Here is a 20,202-nt window from a genome sequence, read left to right as displayed (position 1 = left end):
TCACCTAGGTACCGCGTACACTGCCATTAAGTTAAGGAAGGTTTTGTCATTCCCGCGAAGGCGGGAAACTATTTCTAGCTAAGCACAGTGCCAATGTAGAGATGGTTTCCCGCCTTCGCGGGAATGACAAATGCCCTTAACTTAATGGCAGTGGGTATCGCATAAATTACGGTACCTGGAATTATTGATATCTTAGATTATTCCTGGAGTAGGGGTAGAAGTTGATTCTGGCCCTTGCATTGCTATTAGTCTTTGCTTAATTTGTCTAGTTGCATTTTCCGAGCCTTTTGAGAATTGTTCTACCCTTTGGGTAATTGCTGCTGCCTTGCCTTGAGCCACTTGTAGGCGTTGGGGAAAGTCTTTAAAGATAGATTTATCTGGTGACGTTTTAAGGTTTCCTTTGGAATCGTATTCTATTCCCGTCCCATGATTGGTTTTAATGGTGATCTTTTTGGGATCCATACCTGCCAAAATTGCTCCCTCGTAAGCGAGACGAGCATCCTCGTCTGCTCTTTCAGGATCTTTGTTAGTTATTGTCAAGGTATAAGAATCTAGACCCTGCGCCAAAGCAATTGCCACTATAGAAGCAACTTTTGCTCGTGCACTGTCTTCAGTTTCAAAAAATTGACTGAACGATACGTTAAAACCATTCTCTGTCTTTGTAATTGTGCCGCCTGAAAACCAGCCATTGTTTGAGGTAGTGAATACCGAAAGTTTAGAGATATCGACGTCTCTAAGGCTACCATCACTGGATGCAAAGTTAAAATCCATAGTGGTGCCATTCAACTTGCTGGCCATTTGTTTATCCATATCGGCTTTCATATTTGCGTCGCGATTATAGTTGTATGAAAGCCAATAGATACGGAAAAATTGTTTTCTTGATTCTACGAAAAGCTCTTTAGCACTATCTTCAAGCGCTTTTTCAAGGTCTGCCAGTTGTTTTTTATTGTTTTCATCTAGAGCCGCTAGCATGTCTGCTTTGACAGTCTCAAGCTCCTCAGGCGGGCAGCCTAGGCTTGTTTGCAAATTATTTTTAAAGTCAGCATTGTTTGCGAATAAATCATTTATTTTGGATTTTGCCTCACTAAGCTGATTGTTAATTTCAGCAACAGCATTGCCCTTCATTGAGAGTAAGAAAGAGCCTATGTCGCCAGGGAGGAATTCAGGCTCATCACTTGCTATCAAGGTATTCAATCCCTTGATTTCTTTGCTAAAACCTGTCAAGGCCTTTTCGAGCTTATCGGATTTCAATGCGCCATCCAAAGCCTCTTTGGCCAATTGACCCGGTGTGCCTGGAGCCGCATCTCTCAATTTTTCTGTAAGAGTTTTGCCATCCCGGGTTTTAACAGTACTCAAACCCTCGGTATCTCCAATGAGGTTTTGCTGAAAGGCATCAAAGCTATCAGTACATTTCAATTGACCAGTGTAATTGGAGCTTGCTTTAAAAGACTCGACCCAATTTGCCTTATATCTACTATTGTAGGCAAAGAGACTTGTATCGATATCAGGTTTGGAATAAGACATGGTAAGAATCCCTAGATTGTAGCGAAAATAGTTATATAAATGAGTATATCAGTAATTTCTTAATTTAGAATTAAGCAAAAATAACTTGAATTAGATCAATCTTTATCTGAGTCGTAAATCAATCAAAATAGCTAGTTAACCAATTGAATAATATATTGATATTAAAAAAACAAATAAGACATATTAATATATTTGCCTGGATAAAAATTAAGCAAAATGGTTCAATAACAATCGAGCCTGACTTTGTTAGTGTACAAGATAAGGAATGTGGTTCATCAATTTTTAATCAGCTATAAAGGGTTTCAATTATGCAAACGAGACAAGATCAAAGTTTAGAGTCGGTTGAAGTTACTATAAGTCAAGAAAACTGCCGAGAATTTAGCAATGCTTTAGAGAACTATGAACAACTGCGTGAAAAAGAAAAACAAGCACGTATTCCTAGCGTTGATAAACCTTTTTTAGAGGATTTCCTGTCAGGATTTGATGAACAAACTGCTGCAGAAAAGTCAAAGATCGACGCCTTGCGGCAATTTCTCAATGAACTCACTTTTGCAAGCGAAGAATTTTTGAGCACAGAAGAAGCCGCGAAACTTAGCAATGCACTCTTTGATATTTTTGGACAGTATTCTTTAGCTATAGTGACTAAATACGCTCCAAACGAAATTCTGCGCTTGTTATTCAATGATTCGCGAATAGACCAAGCTTATGATGAGTATGAAGGGATTATGACGGCTTTTCACAATGATGATATTGAAAAGGTTCAAGTATATTGGGATTACTCCACTATTGGACACAGTAGCATTGCTTATAACTGGGGTTGTTCTTTAACTAATCCTAAGGTATTGGCTATGCTGCTTGCTAAACCGGAGGTAAATCCTTATCCCTCGCTTTCTGAGTATATAATTGAAAGGGGCAAAGAGGAGTTTTTGGGAGTCGTTTTTGTTGTTAGTAGGTTGCGTGAATTAGATGAGAATAATTTTAGATCTGTCCTGGAGACTTTGGAGTCTTTAGACTCAGCTGATCTACTCCCCTTGCTTATTAAAGCTGTTGCCCAAAATCTCGAATTTGTAGAGCGTTTAAATACTGTATTCAAGCACTTAAACGATATTGGTTGTTTGACTAAAGAGAATCTGGGGTTTGTATTGCAGAAAGCAGAGCAGATTGATGTGCTAATACAACAACTTGATGATTTATATAAGTTAAGTATAGAAAAGGCTGAGGCTCATATCCGAACTCCTTTAACAATGGGGCTCCTATGCCAATACCCAGAGTACTCGGAAACGCTCGGGGCAATCTTTAGTTTCCTGGCATCTAATGATGTATTAGCTATAGAGAGTCTGGAGTTGTTGACATACCCAGAGAATATGAAAGCCTTCGATTCCAATTTTAATGTGTTATCAGATACAACTTATTCTTTATTTAATGAAACGAATATGGGGTTATTGCTCTCAAATATTCAATTTTCGCAAGGTATTTCGATAGCTTTTTCTTCCCTAGTAAAGAATGACAAATTGAATCAAGAAAATTTTATTACACTTATGGAAAATCCTGCATCAGCTGTCTATCAAGCTAGGGAACTAGGTGGCGCATTCGCCAAAGATGAAGAGGGATTTAGGGAGTTTAGTGAAGTTCGCCAGGCTGCAAGAATATTGGGGGAGATGTTTCGAGGTGGTCGCTTTCCTTTGGATATTGGCAGAAGGCTGCTCTCGGAGGTCAATGACCAGCATTTTGATGAGGGAACAGTGCAAGAAATCGAAAGCCGTTCAATGAATAAACCGGCTTAATCTCTAGGCTCTGTCATCCTGAGCGCAGCGAAGGATCTCCTGAGTTTGGCAGAGTGCTAATCGCGGAGATCCTTCGCTGCGCTCAGGATGACGACTAAGTGGTGCTTATGAAGTTAGTGCCAGGCCGGTATTGCTGCATCTCCAAAAAGCTCTTTTGCCTTCTTCTGGACTTCTGGTGAATTCATCGCCTTAACAAACTCTTCCAGCTGTGGTTTCTTCGTGCTGTCACGGCGAATAACTATCAGGTTTGCGTAAGGAGAATCCTTGCCTTCTTTAAAAATCGCATCACGGGAGGGGCTTAAGCCAGCAGGAATTGCAAAATTAGTATTGATTACTGCTGCATCGACATCAGGTAAGACACGGGGCAACTGCGCGGCATCAAGTTCTTTAATTTGCAGGTTTTTGGGATTAGAGCTTATATCGTTTACCGTAGCCATGTCGTTTTTTTTCAAACTAATCAACCCAGCTTTTTGCAGTAGAAGCAAGGCTCTGGCCTCGTTACTTGGGTCATTGGGTACGGCAATAATTGAGTGGTCAGTTAATTCTCCAACTGATTTGACCTTAGTGGAATAAATGCCCGTAGGATAGACGAAGGTTTTGCCAATAGCTTCCAAGTTATAACCGTGTGCTTTTATTGCGGCTTGTAAATAAGGAAGGTGTTGATAAATATTGGCATCCAAGCTGCCATCTTGTAAGGCTTCATTAGGTAAGTTGTAATCATTGAACTCGACGATTTTAATATGTAAGCCATATTTTTCTTGCGCAACCTCTTTGCCTGCTTCCACTAGCTCAGTTTCTGGGCCGGCAATTGTGCCAATAGTCAGAGTATTAGGTGAGGGTTTGTTACAGGCAACTAAGCCAATTAATAAAACGAGTACACTTAAAATACGCATCAGAATCTCCAAAAAACTATTGATGTGAAAAATGCCGCGCCAACCGATCGCCAGCCATTTGCAGCAGTTGCACAATGACTATTAATATCAAAACAGTAGACACCATAATGACAACGTTAAAACGTTGATAACCATAGCGAATGGCCAAATCTCCCAGACCACCGCCGCCGACTGTACCTGCCATGGCAGAATAATTGACCAGCGTAATCGCTGTAACGGTGATTGCCTGAATCAGGGCTGGAAAGGCTTCGGGGAATAAAATATGGCGAATCATTTGCCGAGTATTTGCCCCCATCGAAAAGCCTGCATCTATCAAGCCATTAGGTAGATTTTGATAAATGTTATCAACTAAGCGAGCAAAAAAAGGTGTCGCTCCAAGTGTAAGCGGTACGATTGCCGCATTGATACCTATCGAAGTGCCAACCAGCAGGCGAGTAAAGGGAATTAAGGCAACAAGCAGAATGATGAAGGGTATCGAACGGCTAATATTGATAATCCCAGAAATAAAACGGTTGATGCCGGTATGGGGTTTGATTTTGCTGCTGCTAAACAGCAGGGTGCCTAGGGGTAGACCTAGTAATACAGCAAAAAGGGTAGAAAGAATTACCATGTAGAGTGTTTCACCACTGGCTAGAAACAAATCATAGAGCATTGTCAGTGACATAACCTAAAATCTCCACAGTTAACTTAGCGTCTTCACAGCGCTTTATAAATTGATTCAGCAGATTACTATCTGCGGTTAATTCCACAACCAATACGCCACAGGTAATCGTATCAAAGCGATCAATATTAGCGAGCAAAATATTGATGTCTAAGTGCAGATCGCGGCTTGTTTTAGAAATAAAGGGTACAGTTGCAGTTTCACCTTGGAAAAACAAGCGTAATAAGGGTTTCTCATTGGGCACAGTAGAAATATGACCCGTGAGGCAGGTTGGTAATTGTGGGCTTAATTGCGTATAGAGCATTGCCCGTGCAGGGCTGTTTTCTTTACTGAATACATTGCTGAGCGCAACAACTTCGACAATATTACCGGCTTCCATGACAGCCAAACGATGGCAGATGCGCTTGATGACTTCCATCTCATGGGTGATGAGTACCATGGTAATGCCGTAAAGGCTGTTGATTTTTTTCAATAACTCCAAAATAGAGCCGGTTGTTTCTGGATCAAGGGCAGAAGTAGCTTCATCACAGAGTAAAATTTTCGGTGAACAACTTAGGGCTCTCGCAATTGCAACTCGCTGTTTTTGTCCACCACTCAATTGAGTAGGGTAGGCATCAGCCTTATCACTTAATTCAACCAGTGGGAGTAACTCGTCGATTTTATTTTTAATAGTTTCTTCATCAATGCCTTGGATGCGCATTGCTAAAGCGATATTGTCATAAACCGTTTTTGAATTTAACAGGTTGAAGTGTTGGAAAATCATGGCCATCTTATGGCGGGCTTTGCGTAATTTTTTGGCAGGAAGAGCTGAAATGATTTCATTATCGATAATCACTTCACCACTATCAGGTTTTTCCAGCAAATTGATACTGCGCAATAAGGTTGATTTACCGGCACCGCTTTTACCAATGATGCCAAAGATCTCACCTTCTTGTATGAATAAATTAATATCGTTTATGGCGATATTTGCTGCATAGGATTTTGTTAATCCATTTAGTTCAATCATTCGTTATAACCTAAGGGTATTTGCAGCGTGCGGGTTGCTAAGGAGGGCATAATGTCCCGCTTTAGCCGTATTTACAAATGACCGGCAAAGACCAGACATCTGAGCGCCCGCAAGCTGAGTTTTCAAATCGGCGCAAAACGGCCATCATACTATAAGTGTTGATATATTGCTATTAGGGGATAAAAAATTAGAAAGTCATGTCTGGATAGAATGTAGCCTGGATGCAGCGAATTTTAGATGAAACCTTGATTACGCTGCTCTGCATCAAGGTTTTCCTTAGATATGGATAATAATCAATTAAGCTTTGTGGGTTGGAACACTGCACCTGCCTAAAACACTTATCTGTAAGGCTTTTAGGCACTTATGTAGATACCTATGGGCTTAACCGCGGGGTCTGAGGTACTTTATGCATTTGTGCCGCCATCAACAGTAAGATTTGCTCCAGTGATGTACGAGGCCTCGGGACCTGCGATAAAAGAAACTAGAGCGGCCACATCATCTACATGACCATAGCGTTTCAATGCAGTATTGATGAGCTGGGGTTGCGCCCACTCGCTATTTTCAGGATTTAAATCAGTGTCTATAGGACCTGGCTGTACATTATTCACGGTAATATTTCGTTCACCGACTTCCCGAGCAAGCCCTTGCGTGAACATTCTCACAGCTGCCTTCGTAGCAGAATAAGCAACTAGTCCTGGAGTTAGCATGCGTTCTCCAACGCAGGAACCGATAGTTATGATACGTCCTCCAGAGGGAAGGTGTTTTAAAGCAACCTGTGTTGCAACTAAAACGCCAACAAAATTTAGATTAATCACCTGATTTATTTCTTCGATTGATGTTTCTTCAAAGGGTTTGGGGATGGCTGTGCCTGCGTTGTTAACCAGGATATCAAGCTGTCCAAAAGTATTTAGTACTTTATCGAAGGCGGTTGTAACTGCTGTTGAATCTGTTGCATCTGCTTGGATGGCTATGGCCTTCCCGCCTGCTGATTCTATCGAACTGACCACTGATTTTGCGGCTTCGGGACTTTTGGCATAGGTGATCGCTACATAAGCGCCATCTTTAGCTAAACGTTTTGCAATAGCAGCTCCAATTCCTCGTGAGCCACCAGTAACGATGGCCACTTTGTTTTTTAGCTGAGACATTAGTTTCTCCTTTTTAATTATTCTCTTTGATGTAGGGGATGGTTAATTAATTCTTAGGTTTTTTCAATTTATGCAGTTTGCCTTTTTTCAAAAAGCAATAAGCCAGGCCGAGCACTAAACCATAGATAAGATGTCCGATAAGGGGATGAATATTGGCATGAAGGCCAGCGCTATTCCATTTTGCAAACAGGGGTTCGCCAGCAGATAAGGAGGGTAATAGCGTCATCGGACCTATTATCCACATGGCAATTCCAAAGAGTAGACCTACTAAAATGGCGCTTACCCAAGAGCGAACGAGCCAGCCCAGGGCTGTGGCAAAGACGACGCCAGCGACGATGCTGACTATAAAGTGAACAAACATGCCGGCTATTTTTGATGGCATACCAATAATACCGCCAATAACTTCTGTCATTCCCCCTAAAAGCAGAAAAAAGGCAAAGATTATACCTGCAACAACACCGGCAACAATTCCGTTACTTATGCATTTGCTATCGCACATAGCAATCTCCTTATTTATTGTTTTTATAACAACAACGGATTATGTTAGGAAACTTTATTTCAGTATAAGTGAAAAAAAATGAGTCTGAGGCTAATTTGTTAAAATTAAACTAAATTGTTCATCCCAAACCTCTACTATCGCCAAAACTATCCGCTAAGGATATGATTGCCTGGCATTTTTCTAATTAGATGAGGTCAGGCAATGCTCAAAAAAATCATTTTTCCAGTTCTAGCTCTTTTTCCTTTAGCAATTCAGGCAGCAGAACTTAAGACTTTTCCTGAGGTGGCGCAAGCGGTTTCTGCTGGCAAAGATTTAGTGTTCGTAGTCTCTCTGCAAGACTGTGACGCAAGCCTAGGCAATATTAGGGTTTCTGTGAAACCCAATGCTCTGATGTTGATTGCTGATAAGCGTGTGACTGCATCTGATAGGCATTTCACCCTTGATGAGCCTGGATATAGCGGCACAGCGGTTTATGATTATGCAAAATTTAATATTAATGCCGACGGTTCAGCAGAGCTGCACATGACAATAATGGACGCTAAGGATTATCATCCCTTTTCGAGCCGTAAAATTAATTGTGAATTAGCTAAGGGGATGAAAGTTTTTAGTCTCTCTTAAGCAAGTAGAGTGGATAGTAATAGCTAGGTTAATGCTATGTAATTGAACTTTCTCCAAGATTTTACATCCCACCTGGTTATCACAATGCTATTCCTATCCATCTCTTCTTATTAGAATGAGGCGGTCAAAGTTGTTTCAGCTGTTGACTCGCTTGCCAAATCAAACTTTTTTTCCAAAAGGGCTACAACAAAGTTGGTGCCATTAGTATTGATATCCCAGTTATTTTTCACTTCATCAATAAAATCAGCTAAATCACCTAATATTGGATGCTCTCTTTGGCCACCCTCTGCAAGATAATTGCTAAAATAATTTAAACCATGTTTCAATGGATGTGTAGTTGATTCTTCTAATAGCCGAGTACGTAACAGTTCTTTATTAGTTGGGTAAGCTGTATCACAAAGACGGTATCGCATTGGTTCTCCTGATTTAAAAAAGCAAGCATGATAATTGAGCGGTTACAAAACTTCTACCTTAATCCTCCTGCAATTCCTTTCGATTCTTAAAATACTCCAGTGCCTCAGGATTTGCTAAAGAACCCAGATTATTAATTGCTTTATTATGAACCACTTGGCGCACCGCGATTTCTACGATTTTGCCGCTGATAGTACGAGGAATATCGGCAACCGGTAGAATCTTGGCAGGGACGTGGCGGGGTGATGCATTGCTGCGTATTGTTTTGCGAATGGTTTCTACCAATTCTGTATTGAGTGTCTTACCTTCGCGTAATTTAACGAAAAGAACGACACGTACATCGTCTTGCCAATCCTGTCCTATAACGATGCTGTCTAAGATCTCGGGAATTTTTTCTATCTGGCGATAAATTTCTGCCGTACCAATCCGTACCCCACCTGGGTTCAAGACAGCATCTGAGCGACCATAGATGATTAGTCCCTTATGGTTAGTGATTTCAGCAAAGTCGCCATGAGCCCATATCTTATCGAAGCGGTCAAAATAGGCGTGTTTATAGGCTTCGCGTTTAGGATCTCCCCAAAAACTCACAGGCATACAAGGGAAGGGTTCAGTGCAGACTAATTCCCCATGTTCCTGGTATACCGCATGCCCTTCTTCATTAAACACCGCAACAGCCATGCCTAGGCCCAGGCATTGTAGTTCGCCGCGGTAAACAGGGAGTAGAGGGTTGCCTAAGGCAAAACAGGAGACAATATCAGTACCGCCTGAAATTGAACTTAATTGCACATCCGCTTTGATCTGCTCATAGACAAAGTCATAGTTCTGGGGTAGCAAGGGAGAGCCAGTTGACAGAATCGCACGCAGGCTTTTTAGGCCAAATTGCGATCCTGGTTTGACGCCAGCCTTTTCTACAGACGAAATAAATTTGGCGCTGGTGCCAAAGACGGTAATTTGTTCCTCATCAATTAACTTAAATAAACGGCTAGCATCAGGATAGGAGGGGGCGCCTTCATAAAGCGTCAAGGTAATACCTAGGGCTAAGGCCGAAACCATCCAGTTCCACATCATCCAACCACAGGTTGTGTAAAAACAAAGGTTATCCTGGTCGCCAAGATTAGAGTGTAAGGCCAACTCTTTAAGGTGTTGCAATAAGGTGCCGCCTGCACCATGAACTATACATTTGGGTTTACCCGTTGTTCCTGAGGAATAAAGAATATAAACAGGATGGGCAAAGGGCATGGCTTTGAACTCGCAGTCTTCAGCGGGCTTGATAAAATCCTGCCAGTTTATGGCTTTTTTCACATGCTTTAGGTCGGTTTTGCTCTTAATAATTGGGCAAATAACTACAGTTTTTAAGGAAGCAATAGCCTCGCTGACCTCGCTAATTTTTTCTGCAGCATCATGAGTCTTCCCCATATATTGGTGTCCGTCACAAGCAAAGAGTACTTTAGGCTCGATCTGGCCTAAGCGGTCTAGCACGGCCTGAGCACCAAAGTCTGGTGAGCATGAGGACCAAATAGCCCCAAGCGAGGTTGTGGCCAACATGGCAATAATGGTGTAGCTCACGTTGGGCATAATTGCTGCAACCCGATCACCGGCGACGACACCGGCCTCTTTTAAACCCTGAGCACAATGGGCAACCCGGTAGTAGAGCTCCTTATAACTTAAGACCTCGCGATCGCCATTTTCATTGATAGAAATAAGGGCTGGATGCTCGTCTCGGCGTTTTAATAGTTTTTCAGCAAAATTAAAGGTTGCGCCGCTGAACCAGCGTGCATCCATCATGTGGTCATAGTGATTGAGAATCTCTGTTGCTGGGGTATCAAAGGTTAGGCCGAAATAATCACAGATTGCTTGCCAAAAATCGCTGGGCTTAGTGATCGACCAGTGATGTAGTTGTTGATAGTCATTGAATTGTTGTTGATATTTTTTTTCTGCGAAACGCATAAAATGCCACATTTTAGTTGTTTCAGGTTGCTTGGGTTCCCATACTATTGATTTCATTTTGACTATCCTTGCTACTTATTATTTTTTAATTTGGGCTGGGTTCTAGCCCAATTTTGTCACTGTTCCTATGTTCTGTCATCCTGAGCGTCCCAGCCCCTTTTAGGTAAACATCGATAAAGACCTCGTCATCCCGAACATAGTGAGGGATCTCCGGGATTAGCACAGTGCCACATTCAGGAGATGTCTCTCTACGTTCGACATGACGTACGTCTTTGGGAGTAGGAACAACAAATCAACCAGGCTGTTGCTGAGTAATACAATGAATCCCGCCACCGCCAGCAAAAACATCTAAAGCATCGATTTGACTAATATGATAATTGGGGAATAGCTGACAGAAAAGCTCATAAGCCGCTTTGTCTTCTTTTTCATAGCCAAAAGCAGGCATTACAATGCCTTGATTTGCCAGATAAAAATTGATGTAGGATAAGGTCAGACGCTCCTCCCCAAGATAGGTGGCCGGAGGTTGCTCTACTGTAAATACTTCCAGAGGCCTGCCTTTGGCATCGGTTGCTGACTTTAGTATCTCCAGATTCTCATGCAAGATAGGGTAATTGACATCATTTTTATCGTGGGTAATTAAGGCTAGCACCTTGCCCGGTGCGATAAAGCAAGCGATTTCGTCAATGTGTCCATCGGTTTCATCACCAACTAGTCCCTTGTTTAACCAGATGATTTTTTCAGTGCCGAGATAATTGTAGAGGTAATCCTCAATCTCCTTTTGGCTTAATTGGGGATTGCGGTTAGCATTTAGCAGACACTCTTTGCTGGTCAATACAGTCCCTTCACCGTCAACATGAAAAGAACCGCCTTCCATAACTAGCGGTGCCTTGAAATGACGAGCCTCTGTATCACGAATTACAGCGCTGGCGATTTCATTATCGAGTGCGCAGTCAGCATAATTTCCACCCCAGGCGTTGTGGATCCAGTCAACACCAGCCAGCTCCTGTTTGTCATTCAACAAAAAAGTAGGGCCGGTATCACGTGTCCATGAATCGTTGATAGGCAGGCTAATCAGGCGAATTTTTTCACCACATAAGCGTTTTGCTGATTCTTCATCACCAGGATTAACTAAGAGTGTAACAGGCTCATATTGGGCAATCGCATTAGCAACGCGGGCATAGGCAATGCGTGCGCGTTCAAAACCAATTTCAGCCCAGCTTTCTTTATGGCAGGGCCAAGCCATCCAGCATCCGGCATGTGGATGCCATTCAGGTGGCATGCGGTATCCAGCTTGTTTGGGTGTATTCATTGTTATCCTTTCGCTTTAGAGCTGTCGAGATAGGTTAATTGGGTAAAAATGCTACGTAATTCATTGAGGTAGCTTTGAATTTGATCATTGGGTAATTCCGCACTAATCAGTTGTTTCTCATAGGAAAGAAGCAATTTTTTAGTGTCGAAATGAGCCAGATTCAAGACGTTAGTTACTGTATCTCCACTGACTAAGTCATTAATTTCAAAGTTACCATCGCCAATCAATTTAACATCCAGCGAATTAGTATCACCAAAAAGATTGTGTAGGTTGCCAAGAATTTCTTGATAAGCACCAACCAGGAAAAAGGCGAGATGATAGGGATTCTCTGCATCGTAGGGTGGAAGCATCAAGGTGGTATTGATGCAAGCTCGTCCCGTATATTCTTTTAAGGTTCCATCAGAGTCGCAGGTGAGATCTTGCAGAATAGAATGCATGCTTGGCTGTTCAGTTAAATGCGAGATAGGTGCAACAGGAAAAATCTGGCCTATTGCCCAGGCATCTGGCATAGACTGGAAGAACGATAGATTACAGAAAATCTTTGCAGCCATGCGTTCATCAATCAGATTTTTCAATTCGCTATCAGCTGGATTTTCCTTATCTAGGCGTTGTTGCAACTCAATACAGATAGCCGTGAAAATTTGCTCGACCATTGCCTTTTCTTGCAGGCTAATTACCCCATGTTTAAAGAGGGAATGAGCCTCCTCAAGGGAATGGCTGGCATAGTTATAGCTTTCGCTGGGTAAGCTGTCGCTAATGGTTTGATAAGAGTCCCAAATATCGCGGATAACATGGGAATGCGCCGATTCAACAAGCGGCAAGACAGGGGATGGCTTGATTATTTCTGCATCGGTGATATTAGCGACCAAAACCGCATGATGGGCTGTGAGTGCCCGTCCTGATTCGGAAATCAGGTTAGGCTCTGGCATATTGGCTTCTTCACAAAAGGGCTTTAAGGCTAAAAGAATATTGGTTGCGTATTCTTTAACAGTGTAATTCATCGAGCAGCCAGTGCTTGAGCGAGTACCCTCATAATCAACGCCAAGGCCACCGCCGACATCAATGGTGCTTATTGGGGCTTGCAGACGGCGAAGCTCAATATAATAACGCGCTACTTCCTGCATGCAATGACGGATATCATGAATGTTGGCAATCTGTGAGCCAAGATGACAATGCATCAATTGCAAAAAGTCGAGGCAATCTCTGGCTTTTAATTGATTAACCACATCGAGAACCTGCTCGGCATTTAAACCAAACTTTGATTTAGCACCACCGGTATTCTCCCATTTTCCAGCGCCTTTAGTGACTAAGCGGATACGTACACCAATTTTAGGTTTGATATCCAGGCGGGCTGATTCTTTGAGGATAATATCCAGTTCAGATCGTTTTTCGATAACAATAAAAACTTCATGTCCCATCTGTTGAGCAATCAGGGCAGTGCGGATATAGGAGCTATCCTTGTAACCGTTGCAAACAATCGTTGAAGGGTTTTGCCCCAGCAAACCAATAACTGCCATTAACTCAGGTTTAGAGCCTGCCTCAAGGCCAACAGGGTAGCGAGGGGCTTTTAAAATCTCACGCACCACGCAGTATTCCTGGTTTACCTTGATAGGGTAGACTAGTTTGTAGTTACCCTGATAATTATTTTCATCTATCGCCTCTGCAAAAGCCTCGTTTAGCTTGATGACTCGATCGTGCAGAATATCAGTAAAACGAATTAGCAAAGGTAGTTGCAGTCCTGCGCGGCAGGCTGCATGAACGATAGCTTGCAGCTCAACACCTTCTTCCTCAGGTTTTTTGCTAATCGCAATATTCCCTCGAGGATTGATGTTGAAATAACCCTCACCCCAGTTAGCGATGTTATATAAGTTTTCATCGGATGCGGCATTAATGGTCATTAGGGAATTCCCACACTGGATTTGCGAGGCTTGAGCAACTCCTGATAGGTCTCAGGCTCGCGTTGAGCGGCAAAGGGAAACAAACGGCCCCAGAGCGCGCGTTGGCTAAAATCCAATTCAGCCACTAAGACTGCAGGCTCATTACGTGGTGCCTGCACTAAAATTTCTCCCATTGGATTGGAGATAAAACTGCTACCGTAAAACTCCAGCCCATCTTCAATGCCAATGCGATTGACTGCAACAATGAAGGTATTAGCCATAATGCCTTGGGCGACCATGACTTTTTGCCACATGGGTTGGGAATCAAAACCAGGTGCAGTGGGTTCACCACCAATTGCGGTTGGGTAAACTAGAATTTCTGTGTCTTTTAAACCGTAGATACGCGATAGTTCAGGAAACCATTGGTCATAGCAGGTTGGCAGACCGAAATTATGGCCGGCAAGCTTATGTACCGGATAATCTGAATCACCTGGTTTGAAATAATAGTTTTCATGGTATTTTTCACCGCTGGGAATATGCTGTTTACGAGTTACAGCTGCTAATTTTCCGGTTTCATCAAAGGCAACCGCAGTATTGTATCCCGCCTTCTCAAAGAGGGAGGCTGTAATAGTTACTTTCGCTGATTTAGCCATTTCAGAAACAAAGCGAGCGGTAGGACCTGTACTAAGGTCTTCCATATAGGGACTGCCATCGACGTCGTGGCGAGTGCAGAAATAGGGTGAAAGCGTTAATTCTTGCAAGCAGACAATTTCTGCGCCTTGTTTGGCTGCAGCAAAAATGCCCGAAGCAAGCCTCTCCTGGTGTTCTTGTGGGTTTTCACTCCATTTTTCTTGGACTAGTCCAAGTTTTAATCTGCCTTCTGTCATCTACAGCCTCGTCTTTTAAAAATTAGGTATAATAAAATAGTTTAGTCAACTTGGGTATTATATTTTCGTTGTGTTTCAAAAAAAACCTTTTTTGATGAGCTTATCAGCTCAGCCTACGTTCTTATCATTTCGAAGGCAGAAACCCTCATCCGCCCTCCGGGCACCTTCTCCCCGAAAGGGAGAAGGGAGAATCCCGATTTTTCCCTTTGCCCCTCAGGGGAGAAGGTGCCTGAAGGGCGGATGAGGGGGCTCGATTGGAAGTTCTTTACCAGAAACCCCTCAAGTTTGATTCGCTAATAAAGCATTAGCCACCTTCGATTGGTTCTTCTTCCCCATCGCCTTACAGATCATATCGCCCGCCGCCACTATCTTGAAGATATCAACACCTGTTTCAATCCCGAGGCCGTGCATAAGATAAAGTACGTCTTCAGTAGCAACATTCCCTGTCGCTCCTCGAGCATAGGGGCAACCGCCAAGACCAGCAACTGAGCTGTCGAAGCGACTTATGCCGCATTCCAAAGAGGCAAAGATATTGGCTACAGCCTGGCCATAAGTATCGTGAAAATGCATGGCTAATTGCGAAAGGGGAATGAGTTCTAAGATTTCCTTGATAACCCTTTGGGTTTGCTTCGCCGTACCGACGCCAATTGTATCACCAAGACAAAGTTCATCAATACCCAAGGCGAGTAATTGGCGGGCAACAACCGCGACTTGCTGAGAGCTAATTTCACCCTCATAGGGACAGCCGAGTGCGCAGGAAATATAGGCACGAACCTTGACCTTATTCGCCTTTGCTAAGCTGATAACGGGTTCGAAGCGGGCGATACTTTCAGCAATTGAACAGTTGATATTACGTTGATTAAAGGATTCTGAGGCCGCTGTGAAAACAGCAATTTCTGTTAAACCAAGTTCTAAGGCTTTTACCATACCTCGTTCATTAGGAACCAGCGCCGAATAGTGAATAGAGCCGGTCTTAGATATTGTGCTAAAAACAGCCTCATTATCAGCAAGTTGAGGGATGGCCTTAGGTGAAACAAAGCTAGTGACCTCGATGTTTTGTAGGCCACTTTGACTTAATAAATTGATCAGTTCTACTTTCTTCTCTGTTGCTACAAATGTCGCTTCATTCTGCAGGCCATCACGAGGGCCTACCTCAACGATAGTGACCTGTTGCGGGTAGTTCATAATTATCCCTCTTTTAAGGCTAACAATTCCGCCCCTTCATTGACTTGCGAGCCAACTTCGTAAAAAAGCTCAGCCAGAATACCATCCTTAGGTGCGTGAATGGTATGTTCCATTTTCATTGCCTCTAAAACAATTAAACTTTCGCCTTCTTTTACTTTATCACCTATGCTTTTCAAAATAGCGACAACAGTTGCCGGCATTGGTGCAGTAAGTTGGCCTTTCTGGGTTGCCGAGGTAGTGCCGAAGTTTTGCCAATTGAAGCGTTCAACTTGGATTGGACCCTGCTCAAGGTAAATAGTAATCACCTCGGATTTATTCGAAAACAGCGTTTGTCTTGTTAGCTGACCATCATTTAAATATAAATGCTCACCTGCTAGGCGGGGGCTTAGAGTGAACTCTTGCTCCCTAAGGTACAACTTGAAGGATTCCTGGTTAAGGGGAAGAATTTTTAATTCAAGCTGCTCATCAGCAATAAGATAACGCCAGATCCAATGTGAACCAAGGTGCATTTGCCAGGCAAAGCTGTCACTTAGTATGGGATCGCTAAGCGTCTCTCTAAGCTGCAGAAAATCATAGCTTGCAGCAAAGATTAGCGCCAAATCCTTATCAGGTTCAGGCAAAGCAATTTTTTCTTGATTTAAAAAATCTGTGCTTAGGTCTGCTTGAACAAAGCGCGGATGACTGCAAATGGCCTGCAAAAAGGGAATATTGGTCTTTAATCCACTAATTGCATAGTGTTTCAGGCCTTGTTGCATACGCTGCAAGGCTTGTTCCCGGGTTTCGCCCCAGGCAATTAATTTGGCAATCATCGGATCATAATATTTGGAAATCACCGAACCGCGATGCACGCCACTATCGATTCGGATACCGCTGCCTTGAGGTTCTTGCAGGAAGTCTATTTGTCCAATCGAGGGAATAAAGCCCTGGCGGGGATCTTCAGCATAGATGCGGCATTCAAAGGCATGACCCTTGGCAGAAATAGTATCCTGGAGACAGGGGATAGCTTCATTAGCTGCAATTTTTAACTGCCAGGCCACTAGATCAAATCCAGTAATCATTTCGGTAACTGGATGCTCAACTTGCAAGCGGGTATTCATTTCCATGAAATAAAAATGTTCTGCGCCATCGACTAAAAACTCCACCGTACCCGCACCGCGGTAGTCGATAGAACGGGCTACCTCACAGGCGGCTTCCGCCAGTCCCTGACGCAACTTCTCTGGTAAATTAGGGGCGGGGGCTTCTTCAATGATTTTTTGATGGCGTCTTTGAATAGAACAATCACGTTCAAAAAGGTGAACAACCTGGCCATGGTTATCGGCCATAATTTGCAGTTCGACATGACGGGGATTCTGAATCAATTTTTCGATCAACATGGTGTCATCAGCAAAGCTGGCCATTGACTCTCGACGGGCGCCGGCCAGTGCCTGATAAAACTCTGACTCTTCATAAACGGAACGCATCCCTTTGCCACCACCGCCGCTGGCTGCTTTGAGCAAAACCGGGAAACCTATCTGGCGCGCCTCTTTCAACAGTGTTTCATCATCCTGGATAGTACCGTGGTAGCCAGGGGTGAGTGGAACATTGGTTTTCTCCAGCATTTGCTTGGCGAGTTGTTTTGAAGCCATTGCCTCCATCGCAGGGATAGAGGGACCAATAAATACGATTCCTGCCTCAGCGCAGGCTTTGGCAAAATGAGGGTTTTCAGATAAAAAGCCGTAGCCTGGATGAATTGCTTGTGCCCCAGCACTTTTTGCTATGGCAATGATGGCTGGAATATTCAGATAGCTTTCTTTAGCAGGCGCCTCTCCGACACAATAGGCAGAATCTGCTTCCAGCACATGGCGGCTTTCTTTGTCGACAGTGGAATAGATTGCAACAGAGTGAATACCCATTTGTCTGGCTGTTCGAATAATTCGGCAAGCAATTTCACCGCGATTAGCAATTAGGATCTTAGTAAACATGAAAACCTCTAGCTCCAGTTAGGTGTTTCTTTGTTAAGAAAGGCACGCAAACCCTGTTGACCTTCTGCCGAAATACGTTTTTTTGCGATGAGTGCAGCAGTTTGATGTATCAGGTCTTCATTAATAGTTTTTCCTGCAATCTGAGCAACCAAGGGCTTACAATCATTGACAGCCTGTGGCGCTAGCTTGGCAATTTGTTCAGCATAATTCAGGGTAAAAGGCCATAAGACTTCGTCTGCGACACAATGTTGTACAAGCTGTAATCTCAGGGCTTGTTGCGCGTCAAAGGCTTCCGCGGTCATGAATAAATGTTTCGCTGCTCGCTCACCGATAGCCTTTATCACATAAGGGCTTATTACAGCGGGTATTAAACCGAGCTTGACTTCGGAAAAGCAAAAACGAGCTGAGGTGCCGGCAATAGCGATATCACAGGCAGCGGCAAGACCTGCGCCACCACCAAGGGCAGCGCCTTGTACCATAGCAATAGTGGGTTTGGGGCTTTGGTTTAGGGTATACATCAGACGCGCCAAAATCATAGCGTCTTCAAGATTTTCTTCTTCGCTGTATTCAGCCACTCGCTGCATCCAGGCCAAATCAGCGCCAGCGGAAAAATGGCGGCCATTCGCTTTAAGGATAATGACTCTAACCTGGGAATTTGCTATCGCATTATCGAGTGCCTGTTGCAGGGCTATTAACAAATTATCATCAAAGGCATTGTGTTTGTTGGTACGGTTTAAGGTGATGATAAAAACGTGATTATGCTGTTCACTTAATAAGTCACTCAAAGTTTTCTCCTTCATAAACACTTTGTCCCTTAAGAGACAAAGTACTCCTACCGCCCTTCGCCCCTAAAGGGAGAGGGTGGCACGAAGCGACACTTACATCCTAAAAATCCCAAAAGTCGTCTCATCAATCGGCGCATTCAAGGCAGCAGAAAGACCAAGCCCTAAAATTCGTCGAGTATCCTCCGGCGCTATAACTCCATCATCCCAGAGTCTAGCGCTGGCATAATAAGGATTACCTTGAGCCTCATATTGAGCACGGAGTTTTGCCTTAAAACCTTCCTCTTCTTCTTCAGTCCAAATGGTGCCATGTTTGCTATGTTTATCACGATTAATCTGGGCAAGGACATTGGCTGCCTGTTCTCCGCCCATTACTGAAATTCGTGCATTAGGCCAGGACCATAAAAATCGTGGGTCATAGGCTCGTCCACACATAGCATAATTTCCAGCACCAAAGCTGCCGCCAACGATAACTGTGAACTTGGGAACCTTTGCGCTAGCAACTGCGGTTACCATTTTTGCACCATGTTTGGCGATGCCCGCGGCTTCGTATTTAGAGCCGACCATAAAGCCAGTGATATTTTGTAGAAAAATCAATGGGATTTTACGTTGGCTGCATAATTCGATGAAATGGGCTCCCTTGAGCGCGCTTTCGCCAAATAAAATCCCATTATTAGCAATGATACCTACAGGAAAACCAAAAAGATGGGCGAAGCCGCAGACCAGGGTTGTCCCAAAAAGTGCTTTAAATTCATCAAATTCAGAGGCGTCAACAAGCCGTGCAATGATTTCTCTTATATCGAAGGGTTTGCGTGGATCACTCGGAACAATCCCATTGAGCTCCTTGGCCTCATAAAGTGGTTCACGACTGGCAATACGACAAACTGTCTCTGGCTTTTTACGGTTCAAATGACTAATAGCAACCCGGGCCAGATGCAGGGCATGAGCATCATTTTCTGCATAATGATCAGCAACTCCTGATTGGCGGCAATGCACTTCGGCACCACCTAATTCTTCGGCGGAGATCACTTCTCCGGTCGCTGCTTTGACTAAGGGGGGGCCGCCAAGGAAAATGGTTGCCTGATTTTTTACCATAATTGATTCATCAGCCATGGCAGGAACATAGGCGCCACCTGCTGTGCAAGAGCCCATCACAACGGCGATTTGCGGAATATTGGCTGCGGAGAGGGTAGCCTGATTATAAAAGATACGGCCAAAATGCTCGCGATCTGGGAAAACCTCATCCTGTCTGGGCAAAAAAGCGCCGCCTGAATCCACCAAATAAACACAGGGCAGATGATTTGCTCTTGCTATTTCCTGAGCTCTCAGATGCTTTTTAACGGTCAGGGGATAATAGGTTCCCCCCTTTACTGTGGCGTCGTTGACGACAATAACGCAGTCTGTACCAGCTATCTGTCCAATACCAGTAATTATTCCTGCGGCTGGAACCTGATCATCATAGACCTTGTAGGCTGCTAATTGGGATAATTCCAGAAAGGGACTGCCTGGATCCAACAACTGTTGCAAGCGTTCACGTGGGAGCAATTTGCCGTGTTTTAAGTGTCTCTGACGCGCCTTTTCATCGCCACCTTCAGCAATTTTTTGAATAGTATTCTGCAACTCATCAAGCAGAGCCTGCATGGTTGCTTGGTTTTCTTTAAATTCATTACTCCCGGGATTTAACTGACTGACAATTTTAGTCATGGATAATCC

General features: G+C 43.6%; 17 protein-coding genes. 2 read left to right on the top strand and 15 right to left on the bottom strand.

The genetic code is table 11. The annotated features are described in order from the left end of the window. Positions 1–192: 192 nt before the first annotated feature. Entirely contained in the window at positions 193–1,524 is a 1,332-nt protein-coding gene (locus BN1094_RS08545; protein WP_043874016.1) for a hypothetical protein, read from the bottom strand. Between the two features lie 308 nt (positions 1,525–1,832). Between BN1094_RS08545 and BN1094_RS08540 the strand changes: the two genes are divergently transcribed. Further along, entirely contained in the window at positions 1,833–3,308 is a 1,476-nt protein-coding gene (locus BN1094_RS08540; protein WP_043874015.1) for a hypothetical protein, read from the top strand. Positions 3,309–3,421: 113 nt separating this feature from the next. On the opposite strand, the gene BN1094_RS08535 is transcribed toward BN1094_RS08540, so the two are convergent. From BN1094_RS08535 to BN1094_RS08515, 5 genes are all read right to left on the bottom strand, one after another. Continuing rightward, positions 3,422–4,201 carry a MetQ/NlpA family ABC transporter substrate-binding protein gene (locus BN1094_RS08535; RefSeq protein WP_043874014.1) on the bottom strand — a complete coding sequence of 260 codons (780 nt, stop codon included), beginning with the start codon at positions 4,199–4,201 and terminating at the stop codon, positions 3,422–3,424. Between the two features lie 16 nt (positions 4,202–4,217). Continuing rightward, on the bottom strand, positions 4,218–4,865 hold the full coding sequence (locus tag BN1094_RS08530; protein WP_043874013.1) for a methionine ABC transporter permease: 648 nt from the start codon (positions 4,863–4,865) through the stop codon (positions 4,218–4,220). Continuing rightward, positions 4,843–5,868, bottom strand: coding sequence for a methionine ABC transporter ATP-binding protein (locus BN1094_RS08525; protein WP_043874012.1), 1,026 nt, complete (start codon positions 5,866–5,868; stop codon positions 4,843–4,845). The genes BN1094_RS08530 and BN1094_RS08525 overlap by 23 nt, the downstream gene beginning before the upstream one ends. Before the next feature lie 404 nt (positions 5,869–6,272). Further along, entirely contained in the window at positions 6,273–7,013 is a 741-nt protein-coding gene (locus BN1094_RS08520; protein ID WP_043874011.1) for an SDR family NAD(P)-dependent oxidoreductase, read from the bottom strand. A 46-nt stretch (positions 7,014–7,059) separates the two neighbouring features. Next, positions 7,060–7,512: a hypothetical protein gene (locus tag BN1094_RS08515; RefSeq protein ID WP_043874010.1), complete on the bottom strand. Its 453-nt coding sequence runs from the start codon at positions 7,510–7,512 to the stop codon at positions 7,060–7,062. A 201-nt stretch (positions 7,513–7,713) separates the two neighbouring features. Here BN1094_RS08515 and BN1094_RS08510 point away from each other — a divergent pair, with 201 nt between their 5' ends. Next, the gene (locus tag BN1094_RS08510; RefSeq protein WP_043874009.1) at positions 7,714–8,130 is read left to right on the top strand and encodes a VirK family protein; all 417 of its coding nucleotides are present in this window, start codon (positions 7,714–7,716) and stop codon (positions 8,128–8,130) included. A gap of 110 nt (positions 8,131–8,240) precedes the next feature. Here the strand turns inward: BN1094_RS08510 and BN1094_RS08505 are convergent, their stop codons facing one another. The 9 genes from BN1094_RS08505 to BN1094_RS08465 all read right to left on the bottom strand — a co-directional run bounded on the left by BN1094_RS08505 (position 8,241) and on the right by BN1094_RS08465 (position 20,193). After that, positions 8,241–8,543, bottom strand: coding sequence for a hypothetical protein (locus BN1094_RS08505; protein WP_043874008.1), 303 nt, complete (start codon positions 8,541–8,543; stop codon positions 8,241–8,243). A 58-nt stretch (positions 8,544–8,601) separates the two neighbouring features. Beyond that, positions 8,602–10,545 (bottom strand): acetoacetate--CoA ligase, encoded by a 1,944-nt coding sequence (locus tag BN1094_RS08500; RefSeq protein ID WP_043874007.1) that lies wholly within the window; start codon positions 10,543–10,545, stop codon positions 8,602–8,604. A 235-nt stretch (positions 10,546–10,780) separates the two neighbouring features. Further along, the gene (locus tag BN1094_RS08495) at positions 10,781–11,797 is read right to left on the bottom strand and encodes an agmatine deiminase family protein (RefSeq protein WP_043874006.1); all 1,017 of its coding nucleotides are present in this window, start codon (positions 11,795–11,797) and stop codon (positions 10,781–10,783) included. A gap of 2 nt (positions 11,798–11,799) precedes the next feature. Continuing rightward, positions 11,800–13,695, bottom strand: coding sequence for a biosynthetic arginine decarboxylase (gene speA / locus BN1094_RS08490; protein WP_043874005.1), 1,896 nt, complete (start codon positions 13,693–13,695; stop codon positions 11,800–11,802). After that, the gene (locus tag BN1094_RS08485) at positions 13,695–14,561 is read right to left on the bottom strand and encodes a carbon-nitrogen hydrolase (RefSeq protein ID WP_043874004.1); all 867 of its coding nucleotides are present in this window, start codon (positions 14,559–14,561) and stop codon (positions 13,695–13,697) included. Before BN1094_RS08485 ends, speA begins: the two co-directional genes overlap by 1 nt. 279 nt (positions 14,562–14,840) lie before the next feature. After that, the gene (locus BN1094_RS08480) at positions 14,841–15,746 is read right to left on the bottom strand and encodes a hydroxymethylglutaryl-CoA lyase (protein ID WP_043874003.1); all 906 of its coding nucleotides are present in this window, start codon (positions 15,744–15,746) and stop codon (positions 14,841–14,843) included. Positions 15,747–15,748: 2 nt separating this feature from the next. Next, on the bottom strand, positions 15,749–17,707 hold the full coding sequence (locus BN1094_RS08475; protein WP_043874002.1) for an acetyl/propionyl/methylcrotonyl-CoA carboxylase subunit alpha: 1,959 nt from the start codon (positions 17,705–17,707) through the stop codon (positions 15,749–15,751). Between the two features lie 8 nt (positions 17,708–17,715). Continuing rightward, entirely contained in the window at positions 17,716–18,492 is a 777-nt protein-coding gene (locus tag BN1094_RS08470) for an enoyl-CoA hydratase-related protein (protein ID WP_043874570.1), read from the bottom strand. 93 nt (positions 18,493–18,585) lie between these two features. Beyond that, the gene (locus BN1094_RS08465) at positions 18,586–20,193 is read right to left on the bottom strand and encodes a carboxyl transferase domain-containing protein (RefSeq protein ID WP_043874001.1); all 1,608 of its coding nucleotides are present in this window, start codon (positions 20,191–20,193) and stop codon (positions 18,586–18,588) included. Positions 20,194–20,202: the final 9 nt, after the last annotated feature.

It is taken from the genome of Legionella massiliensis (genome assembly GCF_000756815.1).
Taxonomy (GTDB): Bacteria; Pseudomonadota; Gammaproteobacteria; order Legionellales; family Legionellaceae; genus Tatlockia; species Tatlockia massiliensis.
The sequence above is the reverse complement of the archived record's forward strand: the minus strand, read 5'-3'. Positions and strand labels throughout refer to the sequence as shown.